Origin of the sequence: Flavobacterium piscis, assembly GCF_031457575.1 — a bacterium.
In the GTDB taxonomy this organism is placed as follows: Bacteria; Bacteroidota; Bacteroidia; order Flavobacteriales; family Flavobacteriaceae; genus Flavobacterium; species Flavobacterium piscis_A.
In genome coordinates, this window is record NZ_JAVDWQ010000009.1 from 38,469 (window position 1) to 55,126 (window position 16,658).

The 16,658-nt window shown below is 33.8% G+C and carries 16 protein-coding genes; 8 read left to right on the forward strand and 8 right to left on the reverse strand.

Going from position 1 to position 16,658, the window contains the following annotated elements:
* Positions 1-55 precede the first annotated feature (55 nt).
* Positions 56-628 (reverse strand): YciE/YciF ferroxidase family protein, encoded by a 573-nt coding sequence (locus J2W48_RS13650; protein WP_310282189.1) that lies wholly within the window; start codon positions 626-628, stop codon positions 56-58.
* A 188-nt stretch (positions 629-816) separates the two neighbouring features.
* On the opposite strand from J2W48_RS13650, the gene J2W48_RS13655 reads away from it, so the two are divergent.
* A complete protein-coding gene (locus J2W48_RS13655; RefSeq protein ID WP_310282190.1) occupies positions 817-1,122 on the forward strand; it encodes a hypothetical protein in 306 nt (101 codons plus the stop codon).
* A gap of 155 nt (positions 1,123-1,277) precedes the next feature.
* Entirely contained in the window at positions 1,278-1,736 is a 459-nt protein-coding gene (locus tag J2W48_RS13660; RefSeq protein WP_310282191.1) for a hypothetical protein, read from the forward strand.
* A 169-nt stretch (positions 1,737-1,905) separates the two neighbouring features.
* Here J2W48_RS13660 and J2W48_RS13665 read toward each other — a convergent pair whose 3' ends face one another.
* Positions 1,906-2,925: a threonine aldolase family protein gene (locus J2W48_RS13665; protein ID WP_310282192.1), complete on the reverse strand. Its 1,020-nt coding sequence runs from the start codon at positions 2,923-2,925 to the stop codon at positions 1,906-1,908.
* Between the two features lie 241 nt (positions 2,926-3,166).
* Between J2W48_RS13665 and prfB the strand changes: the two genes are divergently transcribed.
* The 5 genes from prfB (at position 3,167) to J2W48_RS13690 (ending at position 9,156) form a co-directional block, all read left to right on the forward strand.
* Positions 3,167-4,265 (forward strand): peptide chain release factor 2 gene (gene prfB / locus J2W48_RS13670; RefSeq protein ID WP_310282193.1). Its coding sequence is split into 2 segments (ribosomal slippage): positions 3,167-3,229 and positions 3,231-4,265, totalling 1,098 coding nucleotides; the frame shifts between segments, so codons are not numbered across the junction.
* 105 nt (positions 4,266-4,370) lie between these two features.
* Positions 4,371-4,817 (forward strand): peptide-methionine (R)-S-oxide reductase MsrB, encoded by a 447-nt coding sequence (msrB, locus tag J2W48_RS13675; protein ID WP_310282194.1) that lies wholly within the window; start codon positions 4,371-4,373, stop codon positions 4,815-4,817.
* Positions 4,818-5,739: 922 nt separating this feature from the next.
* Complete coding sequence (lpxD, locus tag J2W48_RS13680; protein WP_310282195.1) at positions 5,740-6,738, forward strand: UDP-3-O-(3-hydroxymyristoyl)glucosamine N-acyltransferase; 999 nt, start codon at positions 5,740-5,742, stop codon at positions 6,736-6,738.
* A 246-nt stretch (positions 6,739-6,984) separates the two neighbouring features.
* A complete protein-coding gene (locus J2W48_RS13685) occupies positions 6,985-8,613 on the forward strand; it encodes an acyl-CoA carboxylase subunit beta (RefSeq protein WP_310282196.1) in 1,629 nt (542 codons plus the stop codon).
* Positions 8,614-8,733: 120 nt separating this feature from the next.
* Positions 8,734-9,156, forward strand: coding sequence for a DoxX family protein (locus tag J2W48_RS13690; protein WP_310282197.1), 423 nt, complete (start codon positions 8,734-8,736; stop codon positions 9,154-9,156).
* A gap of 78 nt (positions 9,157-9,234) precedes the next feature.
* Here J2W48_RS13690 and mazG read toward each other — a convergent pair whose 3' ends face one another.
* From mazG to def, 3 genes are all read right to left on the reverse strand, one after another.
* Positions 9,235-10,005: a nucleoside triphosphate pyrophosphohydrolase gene (gene mazG / locus J2W48_RS13695; RefSeq protein ID WP_310282198.1), complete on the reverse strand. Its 771-nt coding sequence runs from the start codon at positions 10,003-10,005 to the stop codon at positions 9,235-9,237.
* Between the two features lie 104 nt (positions 10,006-10,109).
* The gene (locus J2W48_RS13700) at positions 10,110-10,589 is read right to left on the reverse strand and encodes a DUF5606 family protein (RefSeq protein ID WP_310282199.1); all 480 of its coding nucleotides are present in this window, start codon (positions 10,587-10,589) and stop codon (positions 10,110-10,112) included.
* Between the two features lie 42 nt (positions 10,590-10,631).
* Positions 10,632-11,222 carry a peptide deformylase gene (gene def / locus J2W48_RS13705; RefSeq protein ID WP_310282200.1) on the reverse strand — a complete coding sequence of 197 codons (591 nt, stop codon included), beginning with the start codon at positions 11,220-11,222 and terminating at the stop codon, positions 10,632-10,634.
* Positions 11,223-11,424: 202 nt separating this feature from the next.
* Between def and J2W48_RS13710 the strand changes: the two genes are divergently transcribed.
* Positions 11,425-13,650, forward strand: coding sequence for an FUSC family protein (locus tag J2W48_RS13710; RefSeq protein ID WP_310282357.1), 2,226 nt, complete (start codon positions 11,425-11,427; stop codon positions 13,648-13,650).
* Between the two features lie 30 nt (positions 13,651-13,680).
* Here J2W48_RS13710 and J2W48_RS13715 read toward each other — a convergent pair whose 3' ends face one another.
* The 3 genes from J2W48_RS13715 to J2W48_RS13725 form a co-directional block, all read right to left on the reverse strand.
* Positions 13,681-15,180 carry a malate:quinone oxidoreductase gene (locus J2W48_RS13715; RefSeq protein WP_310282201.1) on the reverse strand — a complete coding sequence of 500 codons (1,500 nt, stop codon included), beginning with the start codon at positions 15,178-15,180 and terminating at the stop codon, positions 13,681-13,683.
* Between the two features lie 110 nt (positions 15,181-15,290).
* On the reverse strand, positions 15,291-15,707 hold the full coding sequence (ruvX, locus tag J2W48_RS13720) for a Holliday junction resolvase RuvX (RefSeq protein ID WP_310282202.1): 417 nt from the start codon (positions 15,705-15,707) through the stop codon (positions 15,291-15,293).
* A gap of 148 nt (positions 15,708-15,855) precedes the next feature.
* Complete coding sequence (locus tag J2W48_RS13725) at positions 15,856-16,593, reverse strand: class I SAM-dependent methyltransferase (RefSeq protein ID WP_310282203.1); 738 nt, start codon at positions 16,591-16,593, stop codon at positions 15,856-15,858.
* Positions 16,594-16,658: the final 65 nt, after the last annotated feature.

Below are 16,658 nucleotides of genomic sequence, written 5' to 3' on the forward strand. Positions count from 1 at the left end.
ATTAAACAAAAAAAGTGCAGTCAGGCAACTGCACTTTTTCAAATACTTTTATTATTTAATCTGCTTCTGCAGCTTCAAGATTAACTGCATTTACAGCCACTTCAGTAAGTTTTTTGTCAGCGCCTTTTTCTTCATCCAATGTTTCTTCTAATAAAGCAGCAACTTCTTCAAAACCTAAAGTTTCGGCAAACTGTCTTAATGTCCCATAAGAAGCAATCTCGTAATGTTCTATTTTTTGGCTTGCAGAAATAATTCCGGCATCTCGCACAACCCCAATTTCTGTTTCTTCCAGAATTTCTTTTCCTTCTTCAATAAGACCTTCCATAGCATCACATTTTTTAGCGCTCGCTTTTTTGCCAATTAATTCAAAAACTTTCTCTAAACGGATTACATGGTCTTCCGTTTCGGTCAAATGACTGTTTAATGCTTCAATTAAGTCAGCTGATGTCGCATTTTTTGCCATTAACGGAATCGCTTTAGTTAAAGCTTTCTCCGCCCAGTAGATATCTTTAAGTCCATCTTCAAATAATTCTGTTAATCCGGATGCAGCATTTGATTTTGCCTTTGTTACTCCTTTTTTGGTTTCTTCTTTAGGAGCTGTTTCTTTTTTACTTTCTGTAGTTTTCATATATATGAGTTTTATGTGATTAATATTTTCAAAATTAAATTGTAAATCAACTACTCGATTATAATATTTTACTCTAAAGTTCTATTATAAACACCTGAATATTATGAAAGTACATTATATAATCCTGTAAAGTATTTTATGATTTCATGTATAGATTTGTATTAAATCAAACAATAAAATTTAATATTATGAAAACAGATACATATATAGGTAAAGAAGCAGAAGTTTATTTCCATCAAAACTTCCAGGGAGGATATTTGAATGTTGAGACTGCCATGTTTATAGACATTGCTATTAATACTCTTCTAAAAAAAGACAATATTCTACGAAATGAAAATATTCCTAATGAAGAACAGGTAATAAATGAACAGGAACATATTATAAACCATCAGGAAGATGAAGAATTTTACCGGGATGAAAATATTGAAGATGAGGAAGAAGGTATACAAAATGATGATAACATCGATACTGATGATTTAGAACGAAATGATTAATCCTTTTGATAAATTAAAGAAGTATAACTTTGAAAATTATAGCATTTAAACAAGATAATCAACTGTAAATTATAGAATTACATTTAAAAATTCTATAACCACATTCTAACTTATCATCAATAGATTTGTAAATATATAATCAATAAATCATTATTATGAATACTACAGAACAAAGAAACAACCTTGCAACTGATACAAGAAATCCCGAAAATTCAAATCAAAATGCAGGAGACAGAAATAATATTGTAAGCGAAGAATTGTATGAAAACGATGAGCTAAAACAAACCAATGAAGAAATTGCTGATCGCGGTTATACTATTAGAAACGGATATGACCCTAATAACCCAAATCCTGACCAGGAAAGAATTACAAATGATGAAGATGATTTAGATGATCTGGATGATGACTTTCATAATCCAAAAGATCTTGAACACGATGACGAGGAATTAGAAATAAATGACGAATTTGACAATCCTTCTGATGACTTTAATGAAACTGAAGACGACGAGGATTTGGAAAATGATGATTTAGAGGAAGAAGATGATTTTGAAGATGTCGAAATCGAAGAGGAAACTGAAGAAAGTTATGAGGAAAATGATCCTAGAAAATTTTAAATCTAGGTAGTCTCACTAACTGTGTAAATAAAAAATGATGGGGTTTAAAGGCACCTCATCATTTTTTTTTTGAATTTTATGTATTGTTTATAAAAAAGAAGAACCAATCAGTTCTTACTTTTTAGGATAGTGGTAATTGGCAGGAAATTTTAAAACCTTATAGCTTTTTCTAAAACTTCTGCAATGTTTCAATAACATAGGTATGCATCACTTCTTTATAATCTAAATGCGTAACAACTCGGAGTTTATTGTGCCCCATTGCACTTATTAAAATATTTTTCTGCTTTAATTTTTCGATTAAAAGCTTATCGCTATATCCTTCAGCCAACGAAAAAATCAAAATATTGGTTTCCACTGTCTCAATTTCAGAAACCCATGATTTTGTTGCCAGCACAGCTGCAATTTCTTTTGCCCTTCTGTGATCATCGGCCAGTCTTTCAATATTATGTGCTAAGGCATATAATCCGGCAGCTGCCAAATACCCAACCTGACGCATTCCCCCGCCCAATATCTTTCTGATTCTCAACGCTCTGTGAATATCTGCTTTTGTTCCTAATAATACAGAACCTATCGGAGCCCCTAATCCTTTTGACAAACAAACGGATATCGTATCGAAAATAGCACCAAATTCTTTCGGATTTTGTCTTTTGGCAACTAATGCATTCCAAATTCTCGCACCATCCAAATGGAATTTCAGATTATTTGTATCGCAAACCTTTTTTATCTCTTTTAAATCTTCCAATTCATAACAGGCTCCCCCGCCTTTATTGGTTGTATTCTCCACACAAACCAAACTCGTTAACGGGCTATGGTAAAATTCCGGGTCATTGATTGCTGCAGCTACCTGATTTGCATTTATCATCCCGCGATTTCCATCTAATAAGCAACACGAAACCCCGCTGTTAAATGAAACACCTCCTCCTTCATAATGATAAACATGTGCATATTTATTGGCTATTAATTGCTCTCCGGGCTGTGTATGCAATTTAATTGCTGCCTGATTAGCCATAGTCCCTGACGGAAAAAACAAACCTGCTTCCATACCAAAAAACTCAGCAACCCTTGTTTCCAACTCAATCACCGTAGGATCTTGCTTATATACATCATCTCCCACCTGGGCATTGAACATATATTGCAACATTTCGTAGGTAGGCTTGGTAATCGTATCGCTAATCAAATTTATTTCCATATTCTAAAAACTATATCTTATTTTTGCATTTTAAAACCAGTAAAATTATCAGAAGCCAATCTTGCTATTCGTTTCAATCTTTTTTCAAAACGTTTTTTTTGTAAAAAGAAAAAAGAGCTTCCGCCGGTCGCTTTTTTTCTTTAACAAAAAATAACCCTTTACAAAAAAAGGATTTTCACTTCTATCAAGGCTAAAAAATCGGTGACCCGATAATTTTTCAAAACAAAATTACTATAAATTTATGACAACTACCGAACAAATAAAAGGTATTGTGGAGCGCCTTGGTGCGTTGAGGAGGTATCTTTGACGTTGATGCCAAACTAATTGAAATTTCCAACGAAGAAGAAAAAACTTTTGCTCCCGACTTTTGGAATAACGCTAAAGAAGCCGAAATAATTGTAAAAAACCTTCGAAACAAAAAAAAATGGATCGAAGATTACGACAAGGCCATTGAACTTACTGATGAACTGCAACTTGCCTATGATTTTTATAAAGAAGGGGAACTTTCTGCAGAGGAATTAGATGAGCATTACAGTACAACGCAGGCGCATATTGAAAACATTGAGTTCAAAAACATGCTTTCTGATGAAGGTGACAGTTTAAGTGCCGTAGTACAGATTACTGCCGGAGCAGGCGGAACAGAAAGTTGTGACTGGGCAGGAATGCTGATGCGCATGTATATGATGTGGGGAGAAAGTTATGGTTTCAAAATAAAGGAACTAAATTTCCAGGCAGGCGAAGTTGCTGGTATCAAAACCGTAACTTTAGAATTTGAAGGCGATTATTCTTTTGGATATTTAAAAGGAGAAAACGGTGTACATCGTTTGGTAAGAATCTCTCCTTTTGACAGTAATGCCAAACGTCACACTTCTTTTGCTTCAGTTTATGTGTACCCGCTTGTTGATGATAGTATCGAAATTGACATTAATCCTGCTGACATCGAAATTACAACCTCGCGCTCCAGTGGTGCAGGAGGACAAAATGTAAATAAGGTAGAGACTAAAGTACAATTGGTGCACAAACCAACCGGAATCCAGATTCAGTGTTCTGAAACACGTTCACAGCAAGACAACAGGCAACGTGCCATGCAAATGTTACGTTCTCAATTGTATGAAATCGAATTGAAAAAACAACAAGCCCAACGTGCCGATATCGAAGCCGGAAAAATGAAAATCGAATGGGGCTCGCAAATTCGTAATTACGTAATGCAACCTTATAAACTAGTAAAAGATGTCCGTACAGGCTACGAAACCAGCGATGTTGATGGGGTTATGAACGGAAATATCGATCCTTTCCTAAAAGCATTTTTAATGATGATGGGACAGAAAGAAGAGGAATAATTTTTTTAGTCGCAGTTTTCAGTCGCAATCGCAGTTCTAAAAGCAGCAAAAAACTGAGACTGAAACTGAAACTGAAAACCGGAACTAAGAACTAAATAAAAAGTCATGATTAAATGGGCAGATATAATTCGGTACACCAACAAAGGAAATCCGACTCCTGAAAAAAGAATAGAGAAAACAGATGAAGACTGGAAACAGCTTTTAACTCCTGAAGAATATCAGGTAACACGCTTAAAAGGTACTGAAAGATCTTTTAGTTCAGAGCTTTGTAGTTTGTTCGATCCTGGAATCTATGAATGTAAATGTTGTGGCACTTTGCTTTTTGATGCCAGCGAAAAATTTGAATCAGGAACCGGATGGCCTTCTTTTACACAACCCATTAAGGAAAATGCTATTGCCTACCATGCTGATAAATCATACGGAATGATCCGGGTTGAAGTGGTCTGCAATACCTGCGATGCCCATTTAGGACATGTTTTTCCCGATGGCCCTGAGCCTACTGGCTTACGTTATTGTATTAATGCCATATCTTTATCTAAAATAAAAGAATAATAATTTAAAAAGCGATTCCTTTTAATCGAAAGTAAATCATTTTTTTGTTGGTCTCAGATATAGTTTTACAACTATGTCCTTTAGTGGATTATGCTTTAGCTTCTAAAAAATAATAGCCACAAATTGCACAAATTTCCACCAATTAATTAGGGTTAATTGGTGTGATTTGTGGTTACTAAATAGGTGTTACAGCCTTGCGGGATTTTAGTCTGACAAACCAAATCTATGGCCTTTCAGTCCATAATGGTTTAGTCAATTAACTTTAAGTAATATGGAAACCTACATATTGTTTTTGTTGGGGTATCAATGTAAGTGGTCAAAACTCATTAAAACAGAAGTACTTAGAGCCGTTTTTACAGATTTTACAATACAAAACTGAGCACTAATATTCAAAGTGGAAATATATTTTTAAAAGTTTACTTACTAATACTTCAGATTAGAAATTTTAATTGCAATTTCAATTAAAAAAAAAATTGAATATTAGGTTCCGATCCTTCTTTTGATACCTCAGGAATTACAAAAAAGCACTAAACAAAATGCATTTGGAAATCAGGAAACCCTATTCGGCCTTATCTCACTTTTTTATCTGCCACACCCAAAAACAAGGACATTAATACATTAAAATCAATTGATTTTAATGTAGAAGATTCTTTTTTAACAATAAAACCATGTATATTGTTTATGCGAATCCGGAGGAAATTCTAAACTCACAAAAGCTATTACAGAAAGCAAATTTAAAGCCTGTTTAATCACCAAAATTAGAAAACCTTCAATAATTTGACAGAATTACTGTTAAATTTGTAATATTTTAGTTGTTATTCAAAACACTATATAAAAATCTTAATAACAATATTAGGTAATTAAAATGTAATTGATTTTATTTGGCAAAAATTCGCCAATAACATTTATTAAATTTTATTACATGAAATCCTATTCAATTCAAGAAATTAACGAAGTATTAGATGGAATAATTTATGGCTCTACGTCAGAAAAAATTACTGCAGCAGAACAATTAGAAAAGGCTGCTATTTCAGAAATTTCTTTTATAGGCAATAAAAAGTATGAAAAATTCTGGTCTTCCTCAAAAGCATCAGTAGCAGTGGTTAACGAAGATATTTCGATTGAACCGGGTGTGAATCGTGCTTTTATAAAAGTAAAAAATGCTGATTTGGCAATGTCTCAGATATTGGCTCTTTTTGCACCTCCTACTCCGTTATTCCATAACGATATTCATAAAACAGCTACTATAGATGAATCTGCTGTTATTGGCGAAGGAGCCCGTATTGGTGCCGGATGCTACATTGGTCCAAAAGTTGAAATTGCTCCAAACGTGACAATTTATCCCAATGTCACTATTCTTGACGAATGCACTATTGGAAAAAACACAATTATCTGGTCAGGAACTGTGGTTCGCGAACGTTGTCATATTGGGAACGATTGTATTATTCATCCAAATGCAACAATTGGTGCAGATGGTTTTGGATTTCGTCCTTGCAAAGAAAAAGGGTTGGTAAAAATTCCACAAATAGGGAATGTAATTATCGGAAACGGAGTTGAAATTGGTGCTAATACATGTGTTGACCGTGGAAAATTCAGTTCAACTGTTCTTGGTGATGGTTGTAAAATTGATAATCTGGTTCAAATTGGGCATAATAGTAAATTAGGTAAATTTTGTATCATGGCAGGAAATAGTGGTTTAGCCGGTTCTGTAACTTTAGGAAACGGAGTCATTATTGGCGGAAGCGCATCTATAAAAGATCATACTAATATTGGCGACGGAGCCATTGTTGGCGCCGGATCTGGTGTTACAGGAGATGTTCCTGCCGGAAAAACCATGCTGGGATATCCTGCTGTTGAAGCTCGTGACGCCTTAAAACAATGGGCTATTTTAAAACGAATGGTGTGCGATTCTAAAAAATAATTTACCTTAATATTGTCATATAAAAACAGAAGTCAGCTTCTGTTTTTTTTGTTTATAGCATTTTACATTCTTAAAAAATAATTTTTAATCTGATTAAAAATATTACTTTTCAACTTCCTGAAAATTATCTGAATTTTGAATAACAGCAACCCTCTTTCATTCACGCTGAAGAAAATATTTTATTATGTGGGTTTCAATTGATTTTGTAAATTAGCCAACACTATTTTGTAAAAACATCAATATCTTATGGATTTAAACTTCAATAAAAACGAAGATCACAATAAACTATTACTTTCTGAACTAAAACAAAAATTTGCCAAAGTAAAATTAGGAGGAGGCGAAAAACGTATTGAAAAACTACATGCTGAAGGTAAAATGACAGCTCGCGAACGAATTGATTATTTATTGGATGAAAATTCTAAAAGTATTGAAATTGGTGGTTTTGTTGGAGAAGGAATGTATGCTGAGCATGGCGGATGTCCTTCGGGAGGTGTTGTCATTAAAATAGGATACATTAAGGGCAAACAGTGTATTGTTGTTGCCAATGATGCTACTGTAAAAGCCGGTGCCTGGTTTCCTGTCACAGGAAAGAAAAACCTTCGTGCGCAAGAAATTGCCATGGAAAACAGGTTACCAATCATTTATTTGGTAGATAGTGCAGGTGTTTATTTACCTCTTCAGGATGAAATTTTTCCGGACAAAGAACATTTTGGACGCATCTTTAGAAACAATGCCCAAATGAGCAGCATGGGTATCACTCAGATTGCTGCCGTGATGGGAAGTTGTGTTGCAGGAGGCGCTTACTTACCTATTATGAGTGATGAAGCTTTGATTGTTGATAAAACCGGAAGTATTTTCCTCGCTGGAAGCTATTTGGTAAAAGCAGCAATTGGAGAATCAATCGATAATGAAACTTTAGGCGGTGCCACAACACATTGTGAAATTTCAGGGGTGACTGACTACAAAGCAAAAGATGACAAAGATGCTTTAGATAAAATAAAAAATATAGTTGACAAAATTGGTGATTATGATAAAGCCGGCTATAGCCGTATCAAATCCGAAAAACCTGCTTTAGAACCTAAAGATATTTACGGAATTTTACCAAAAGCCCGAAATGAACAATACGACATGATGGAGATCATCAATCGTTTGGTTGATAATTCGGAGTTTGAAGCATATAAAGATGGCTATGGTCAGACTATAATCACCGGTTATGCCAGAATTGACGGCTGGGCAGTAGGAATTGTGGCCAACCAAAGAAAAGTGGTCAAAACCAAAAAAGGCGAAATGCAGTTTGGTGGTGTAATTTATTCTGATAGTGCTGATAAAGCCACTCGCTTTATTGCGAATTGTAATCAGAAAAAAATTCCACTGGTTTTTATACAGGATGTTACCGGTTTCATGGTTGGCTCTAAATCAGAACATGGCGGAATAATAAAAGATGGTGCCAAAATGGTCAATGCCGTAAGTAATTCGGTTGTACCTAAATTTACTGTAATCGTTGGTAATTCATATGGAGCAGGAAATTATGCCATGTGTGGTAAAGCATATGATCCGAGATTAATATTTGCCTGGCCAAGTGCAGAACTTGCCGTTATGGGAGGAACACAGGCTGCAAAAGTACTGGCCCAAATTGAAGCGTCGTCACTTAAAGCAAAAGGAGAAATCGTAGATGAAGCCAAAGAAGCTGAGTTGTTCAACAAAATAAAAGCACGTTACGATGAACAAACTTCTCCTTATTATGCTGCTTCAAGATTGTGGACAGATGCTATTATTGATCCGTTAGACACCCGTACCTGGATTTCTATGGGAATAGAAGCTGCCAACCATGCACCAATTCAAAAGCAATTTAACTTAGGTGTCATTCAGGTTTAGCTTTCACAAATTCTCAAAATATATCTAAATAAATGTAAAAAACTTATTTTCAAATACTTAAAAGACAAATATCTAATTAAAAATTAGTAACTTAGTGTATTATTCTTAATCATAAGTATCATGGAAAATGTAAAAAATTTAAATAAATGGGCCAATGCGCACACTTATTTACCTATTGATTTAGTACGTATCATATTGGGTGTTTTTCTATTCATGAAAGGAATTTCATTTGTAACCAATATTCAGTATTTACAGGAGTTAATTTCGCCTATTGATCAGTTTGGAGGCGGTATGTTTCTTTTACATTATATCGCACCTGCCCATATGATTGGCGGAATTATGATTGTTTTTGGACTACTGACACGTTGGGCAATTGCTGCCCAGTTACCAATTCTTTTTGGAGCTGTGTTAGTTAATTTTATGGGGCAAATGCATTCAGAAAATTTAGTTTTAGCTGTTACTGTACTTTTAATTTGCATCTTTTTTCTTTTTTACGGAAGTGGAAAACACTCAGCAGACTATTATTTCAAAATGCAACAATAAATCTTTTTAAATCAGGATTGTATTTAAGCGTCGATTATTAAATTCAGGAAAGAGAGGTTCATTATCGAATCTCTTTTTTTATAACTTTTTTGCTTCATTCCAGAAAACATCCATTTCTGTCAGCGTCATATCCATCAATGGTTTTCCTAATTCGCCAGCTTTGCTTTCCAGATACTGAAAACGTTTAATAAATTTTTTATTTGTACGCTCTAAAGCATCTTCCGGATTTACATTTAGAAATCTTGCATAATTAATCATCGAAAATAATACATCCCCGAATTCGGCTTCAATTTTATCCTGATCTCCTGACGTCACTTCTGCCTGCAATTCTTCTAATTCTTCCTGAACTTTATCCCAGACCTGATGTGGCTCTTCCCAATCAAAACCTACACCTTTTACCTTATCCTGAATCCGGCTTGCTTTTACCAATGCGGGCAAACTTTTAGGAACACCTTCCAAAACAGAATTTTTCCCTTCTTTCAGTTTTAGTTTTTCCCAATTTTGTTTAACCTCCTCTTCATCTTTTACAACTGTATCACTGTAAATATGGGGATGGCGATGAATGAGTTTTTCACAGATTTCATTACAAACGTCAGCCATGTCAAAATCATTAGTTTCGCTTCCAATTTTAGCATAAAACACAATATGCAAAAGCAAATCACCCAGCTCTTTTTTCACTTCGTTGAGATCATTATCTAAAATAGCATCACCCAACTCATAAGTCTCTTCAATCGTTAGATGCCGAAGCGTTTGGATGGTCTGTTTTTTATCCCACGGACATTGTTCGCGCAATTCATCCATTATAATTAATAATCTTTCGAAAGCCTGAAGTTGAAGTTCTTTACTCATTTTTTAAAGTTTTGCTGGTTATTACGGAATAAATGTAAAAGTAAAAAATCCTGTCAGGAAAAACATCTTGACAGGATTAATTATATTTGAATGCAGAAAAACTACTATTCTTCTTTTTTTGCTTTTGCTTTTTTAGCAGGAGCTTTTTTTACTGGCTCTTCAACAGCAATTTCTTCAGTTGTTGAAGTAGCTGCAGGTGCTTCATCAGTAACTAAACCTTTTGCCTGAAGCATATTATACCAGTTTAATATTTTTTTAATGTCTGAAGGATAAACTCTTTCTTCATCATATTCTGGCAATATTTCTTTAAAATAAGTAATTAATTTTGTATTATCTTCCTTATGTGAAATAGCCTGACCTTTGTTTTCTTTAACAGCAATACGTTGCATTACTTCTGTCAATGGTTTTTCACCTTCGTAAGTGTAAATTGAAATTTCAGACAATAAACTTACATTACTTTTTAAATTTACTGTGATTTTTTTTCCATCTAATAATGATTCTGCCACAAAACCTGTACGTGTTTGCACTTTCAATACATATAAACCCGGTTTTCCCGAAATGGCTAAAATTTTCTCTAAATTCATGTTTATTAAAATTAGTATTAAGAATTTCTTTAATTATATTTTTTATCTTCCTTTTTTGGCAGCTGCGAATTTCATTCTATACTCCTGAAATGTTTTGCCTTCGGTGATATTTTTTAGTTTCTTCTGAATCAAACGTTTCTTTAAAGATGAAATTTTATCTGTAAATAAAACACCTTCAATATGGTCATACTCATGTTGAATCACTCTTGCAATCAAACCGTCAAAAACTTCCGTTTTCATTACAAAATCCTCCTCGCAATATTCAATAGTAACAGTTGGCTTTCTGTACACATCTTCACGAACATCTGGTATACTCAAACATCCTTCATTAAAACTCCACTCCTCACCTTCTTCTTTTACAATTTTGGCGTTGATAAAAGTTCTTTTAAAACCTTTAAGATCTTTTTGCTCACCAGCCGGTAAGTCTTCATCATCGCTAAAAGGTGTAGTATCAATAACAAATAAACGAATGGCAACACCAACTTGTGGCGCAGCAAGGCCTACCCCGTATGCATTGTACATGGTCTCGTACATATTTGCTAATATTTCTTTTAAGTTTGGATATTCCGGCGTAATTGCCTCACCCACTTTTCTTAAAACCGGATCACCATATCCTACAATTGGTAAAATCATTTGTATTATTTTATATAATTATCATCTGAAAATTCTGAATTTGATACGCTGAATTCAGGTGGCAAAAATAGTAAAAATATAGTAATGAATATTTCTAAATTGCATATTATCTCTTATTTTTTTGACTACTGTTAAAAATCAAAGCCATAATTATGCCAAATTGATTCGTACAATTCTTACCTTTGCTGGTAAACCAATTTATATGCTCGACCGTATTGCCAAATTTACCAACAGCACCTCATTTTTAAACGCTTCAAAAGTAACTATCGCATCAGTTATCCCTGTTTTAACTTTACACTTTTTAGGCTATTTTGAAATTGGTTTTACTATTGCGCTTGGTGCTTTTTTCACTTACCCAAGTGATATTCCGAGTACTTTGAGCCATAAGATAAAAGGGCTGGTAGTTGCTTCATTTATCGTTTCAGGAGTAAACTTATTGGTAAATCTCGCTTACCCATTTCCTTATTTATTCTACCCGTTTTTGGCAATTTTACTTTTTTTATGCTCTATGATTTCAGTGTACGGGCAACGGGCAACTTTAGTTTCGTTTTCGGCCTTACTATCAATATCATTATCTTTCGGTCACTTGCATCAGGGTATGGAAGCTGTATTTTACTCCTCTTATATTTTCATTGGAGGAATATTATATCTGACAGTATCGCTTATTTTTCATTTTGCACAGCCTTATAAATATATTGAACTTCAAATTGCGGAGGGCATAAGATTAACTGCAAAATATTTAAAACTCAGAGGCGATTTATGGAGTCCGGAAGCGAATAGAAAAGAAATTATCGAAAAACAATTAAGCATCCAGGTTGAACTTAATCTGATTCATGAAGATTTACGTGAAGTATTATTTGGTAACCAAAATGCAACCACAGGAAGCAGTCAAAACCGAAAAATGCTATTGGTTTTTATCACCTTAGTTGAAATTCAGGAACTGGCCTTATATACTTCTTTTGACCATAGTAAACTCCATGAAAAATTTGATAAACATCCAAATGTTTTACGAACGTATCAAAATGTCGCCTATAAATTAGCTTCTACCTTAAAAAAACTATCCAAAAATGTACATCATATCACAAAATATATTGATAAGAATGATTTAAAAAACGAACTTGATGCACTTGAATTTGCCATTTTTGACTACGAAAAAACGTTAGGAAAAGAAGACTCCGCCGAAGGTGTTTTAATGTTAACTAACATGCTGAAATATGCCAAAAATCAGGTTGGCAAAATTAAAATCATACAGCGTGCATTTTCGCTTGCCATGCAATCTTATAAATTAAAAGATAAAGATAAGGAATTAGAAAAATTCCTGACACCACAATATTATCCATTGCGAACCCTGATTGAAAATTTAAGCTTTTCTTCGTCTATTTTCAGGCATTCATTGCGATTGACCATTACAATTTTAATTGGTTTTATTATTGGAAAATTTCTTCCTTTTCAAAATGTGTATTGGATTTTATTGACAATAGTTGTGATTATGAGGCCTGGTTATGGCTTAACAAAAGAACGTTCTTATAATCGAATTTTCGGAACTATATTGGGCGGGTTACTAGCATTTGGGATTGTCTCTTTTATACAGAATCATGTCGCCTTGAGCATTTTCTCTATTGTTTGTATGCTTCTTGGAATTTCCTTCGCACAAATTAATTACAAAATCAGTGCTACTTTTGTTACGATGTATGTTGTATTTATATATGGCATTTTGGTTCCGGATATAGTAGAAGTAATTCAGTTTCGAATTCTGGATTCTCTTGCCGGAGCTATTTTGGCTTTTATTGCGAATCAGTTCTTATGGCCGGCATGGGAGTTTATTAACACTCCAATACACATTGAAAATTCGATTAGGGCTAACCGCGTATATCTTAAAGAAATTGCAGATTTTTATAATAAAAAAGGTGAAGTACCAACTTCATACAGATTGGCGAGAAAACACACTTTTATTGAAATTGGAAATTTAATGACTTCTTTTCAGAGAATGATGCAGGAACCCAAATCGAAACAAAAATTACTTCCAAAAGTCAATAAACTTGTAGTTCTAAACCATTCATTATTATCTGCTTTAACATCCTTATCAACCTATATTCAATTACATCAAACTACTTCAGCTTCAGAGTCATTTAATTACATTATAAAAACAATTCTTTCAAATTTAGACAATGCAGTTTCAATTTTAAGGAACGAAACCATCATAACCGATACTTTTTTTGATAAAGAAGATGTCACTTTACAATTTGAAGAACTTAAGCGTAAAAATTTCACCCGTTTGGCAACTGATGATGAACTTGATAAAGAAACCCGTCAGGCTAAGATGCAAGAGGCACAGATGGTTATAGAACAATTGATTTGGATGAGCAACCTATCCGAAAAGATTTTAAAAATTACACAAGAACTAAAAACAACAAACCCGGATAATTAACCGGGCTTGCTGTTTTATATAAAGTCTGTTTTAATTATTTTTTAGTTGTAAAACTTCTGATGTCACTTTTCGTATTTCCGCTAAAAGTTCAGGTTTATCATTTAGGACCTGACCATAAGAAGGGATCATGTTTTTCAATTTTGCTTCCCATTCTTGTGTTTTAATCTGGTCCGGAAAACATCTTTTTATCAGATCTATCATAATAGAAACAGCAGTAGAAGCTCCGGGAGATGCACCCAGCAAAACAGCCAGGGTCCCGTCATGAGTATTGATAACCTCTGTACCAAATTCTAAAACCCCACCTGATTTTTCATCCTTTTTAATAACCTGAACACGTTGTCCCGCTTTCTCTAAAACCCAATCTTTTGATCTTGCTGTAGGCAAATATTCGCGCAAAGCTTTAATTCTGTCTTTTGGGGATTGCCTAACCTGTTCTATTAAATATTTTGTCAATGGAATATTATGAAATCCTGCTGACAACATAGGAATTAGGTTATTTGCTTTTATAGACAAGGGTAAATCCAGATAAGAACCATTTTTTAAGAAACGAGTTGAAAATCCTGCAAAAGGTCCAAAAAGTAATGCTTTCTCACCGTCAATAACACGGGTATCAATATGTGGAACCGACATTGGAGGAGCTCCAACACTTGCTTTACCATATACTTTTGCCTGATGTTTAGCGATAACTTCCGGATTTGTACATTTTAACCATTGACCACTTACGGGAAAACCTCCATAACCATTTCCTTCCGGCACATTTGCCTTTTCTAATAATGGCAATGAACCACCTCCGGCACCAATAAATACAAATTTAGGATATGCTTTACGTTTTTGCCCAGTAGATAAATCTGTAATTTTAATTCGCCATGATTTATCATCGCGTTGTCTTAATTTTTTTACCTCATGATTAAAATGCAAAGACACACCGTCTAATTTTTCTAAATAATTGAACATACTTCTGGTCAAAGCACCAAAATTTACATCGGTACCAATAGCCATTGTAGTTGCTGCCAACTTTTCATTAGGTTCCCTGCCTTCCATCACAAGCGGCATCCATTCTTTTAATTGCTCAAAGTCAGTGCTAAAAAGCATTTCAGCAAATAATGGATTTTTTTGTAAAGCCTCAAAACGTGATTTAAGGTATTTTACATTTTGCTCACCCCAAACAAAACTCATGTGGGGAACACTTTTAATAAAATTATCAGGAGTAGGTACTTTTTTTTGTTGTACCAAATAAGACCAAAACTGACGTGATACCTCAAAAGATTCAGCAATACTAATTGCTTTTTTAGGATCTACACTGCCATCTGCCTTTTCCGGGGTATAGTTTAATTCACAAAATGCAGAATGTCCCGTTCCTGCATTATTCCATGCATCAGAACTTTCAGCTGCCGCAACATCGAGTCTTTCGTAAATTTCAATTTTAATATCAGGTTGTAATTCTTTCAAAATTACTCCTAGAGTGGCACTCATAATTCCAGCTCCAATAAGTACTACTTCACTATTTGAACGTATTGTTTTGTCAGGCATAACAGTAATTTTATTTAAAATGCAAAGGTACTTTTTATAATCGCAAAAAAAAACTAATTTTTACAAGTTAAAAGTTAGAAAATTACAAAATTCCAGATTATGATATTGATTTAGAATCTTTTTGAAGAAAGATAATCCTGAAGCATAATCGTTGCGGAAATTTCATCAATCAGTCCTTTGTTCTGCCGCTGCTTTTTGCTTAATCCACTATCGATCATAGTTTGAAAAGCCATTTTTGAAGTAAAACGCTCATCCACACGAACAACTTTCATATCTGGGAAAATATTTGAAAAGTGCGTTACAAATCCTTTTACAATAGAAGCACTTTCTGAAGGTTGCCCGTTCATTTGTTTTGGCTCGCCAATTAAAACTGCTTCAACTTTTTCTTTGGCAAAATAATCCTTCAAAAAATCAATTAAAGTATTGGTTGGAACCGTGGTTAAGCCTGAAGCTATAATCTGCATTTCATCTGTAACGGCAATTCCGGTACGCTTTTGTCCGTAGTCTATGGAGAGAATTCTTGGCATTTTATAAGGAGTCTTTATATTTTATGAAACCGAAGACATAAACTTTTTATTTTTCACATCAACTTCGTAAACAGTTATAAACTCTAATCTAATCGCTTCCATAATACTTTCATTTACAATACAAATATAAAACTTTTCAGGCTATACTTTATGGATTTAATTTTCCAATTCTTAACAATAACGGAAATGTAACTTCCTGATTATTATTTTTCCACGAGATTTTCAAATCATCGAAAATCAAATCTATTGGATTTTGATTATTTTTTGAAATATAATGCTGCACCGAAGACCAAGTCTGAAGATATCCTATCAATGTTTCAAAAGTCCATGTAAATTGATTTTGAAATTTCTCTGCTGGAATTTCTTCAAACGGAAACGGAATTGTTTCGTAATTTTCATCCAGATATTTTCTCTCGACATCCCAATAAGGCCCTACAATCTCATAATAAAAATGTCTCAAAATTTTATCTGAATCCGGATTGGTAGAAAATAATCCATAGCCCATAACTGCAAAAATGCCTTCAGGCTTTAATATTCTGTAGATTTCCTTATAAAAAGACTCAAAATCAAACCAATGTACGGCTTGTGCCACAACAATTAAATCGAATTGCTGATTTTCGAAAGAAGTCTTTTCAGCAGATTCTTTAATGTAAATTATATTTTCGGACTTAATTGCATTATCTAGTTGTTTTTGACTGATGTCGGTTGCATAAACCTTTTCAAAAAAAACCGAAAGTTTGTTTGCTACTTGCCCGTTTCCTGTAGCAACATCAAGTGCTATTAATCTTTTATTGGCAAATGAAATTACATATTCAATCATTTCATCAGGATATTGTGGACGAAATTTAGAATAATCAACAGCCTGTTTCGAAAAATTATCTTTCATAATATTATTTCAATTATATCCTAATTGTACAATTTTAAAGATATGATATTTTCAATAAAATAGGA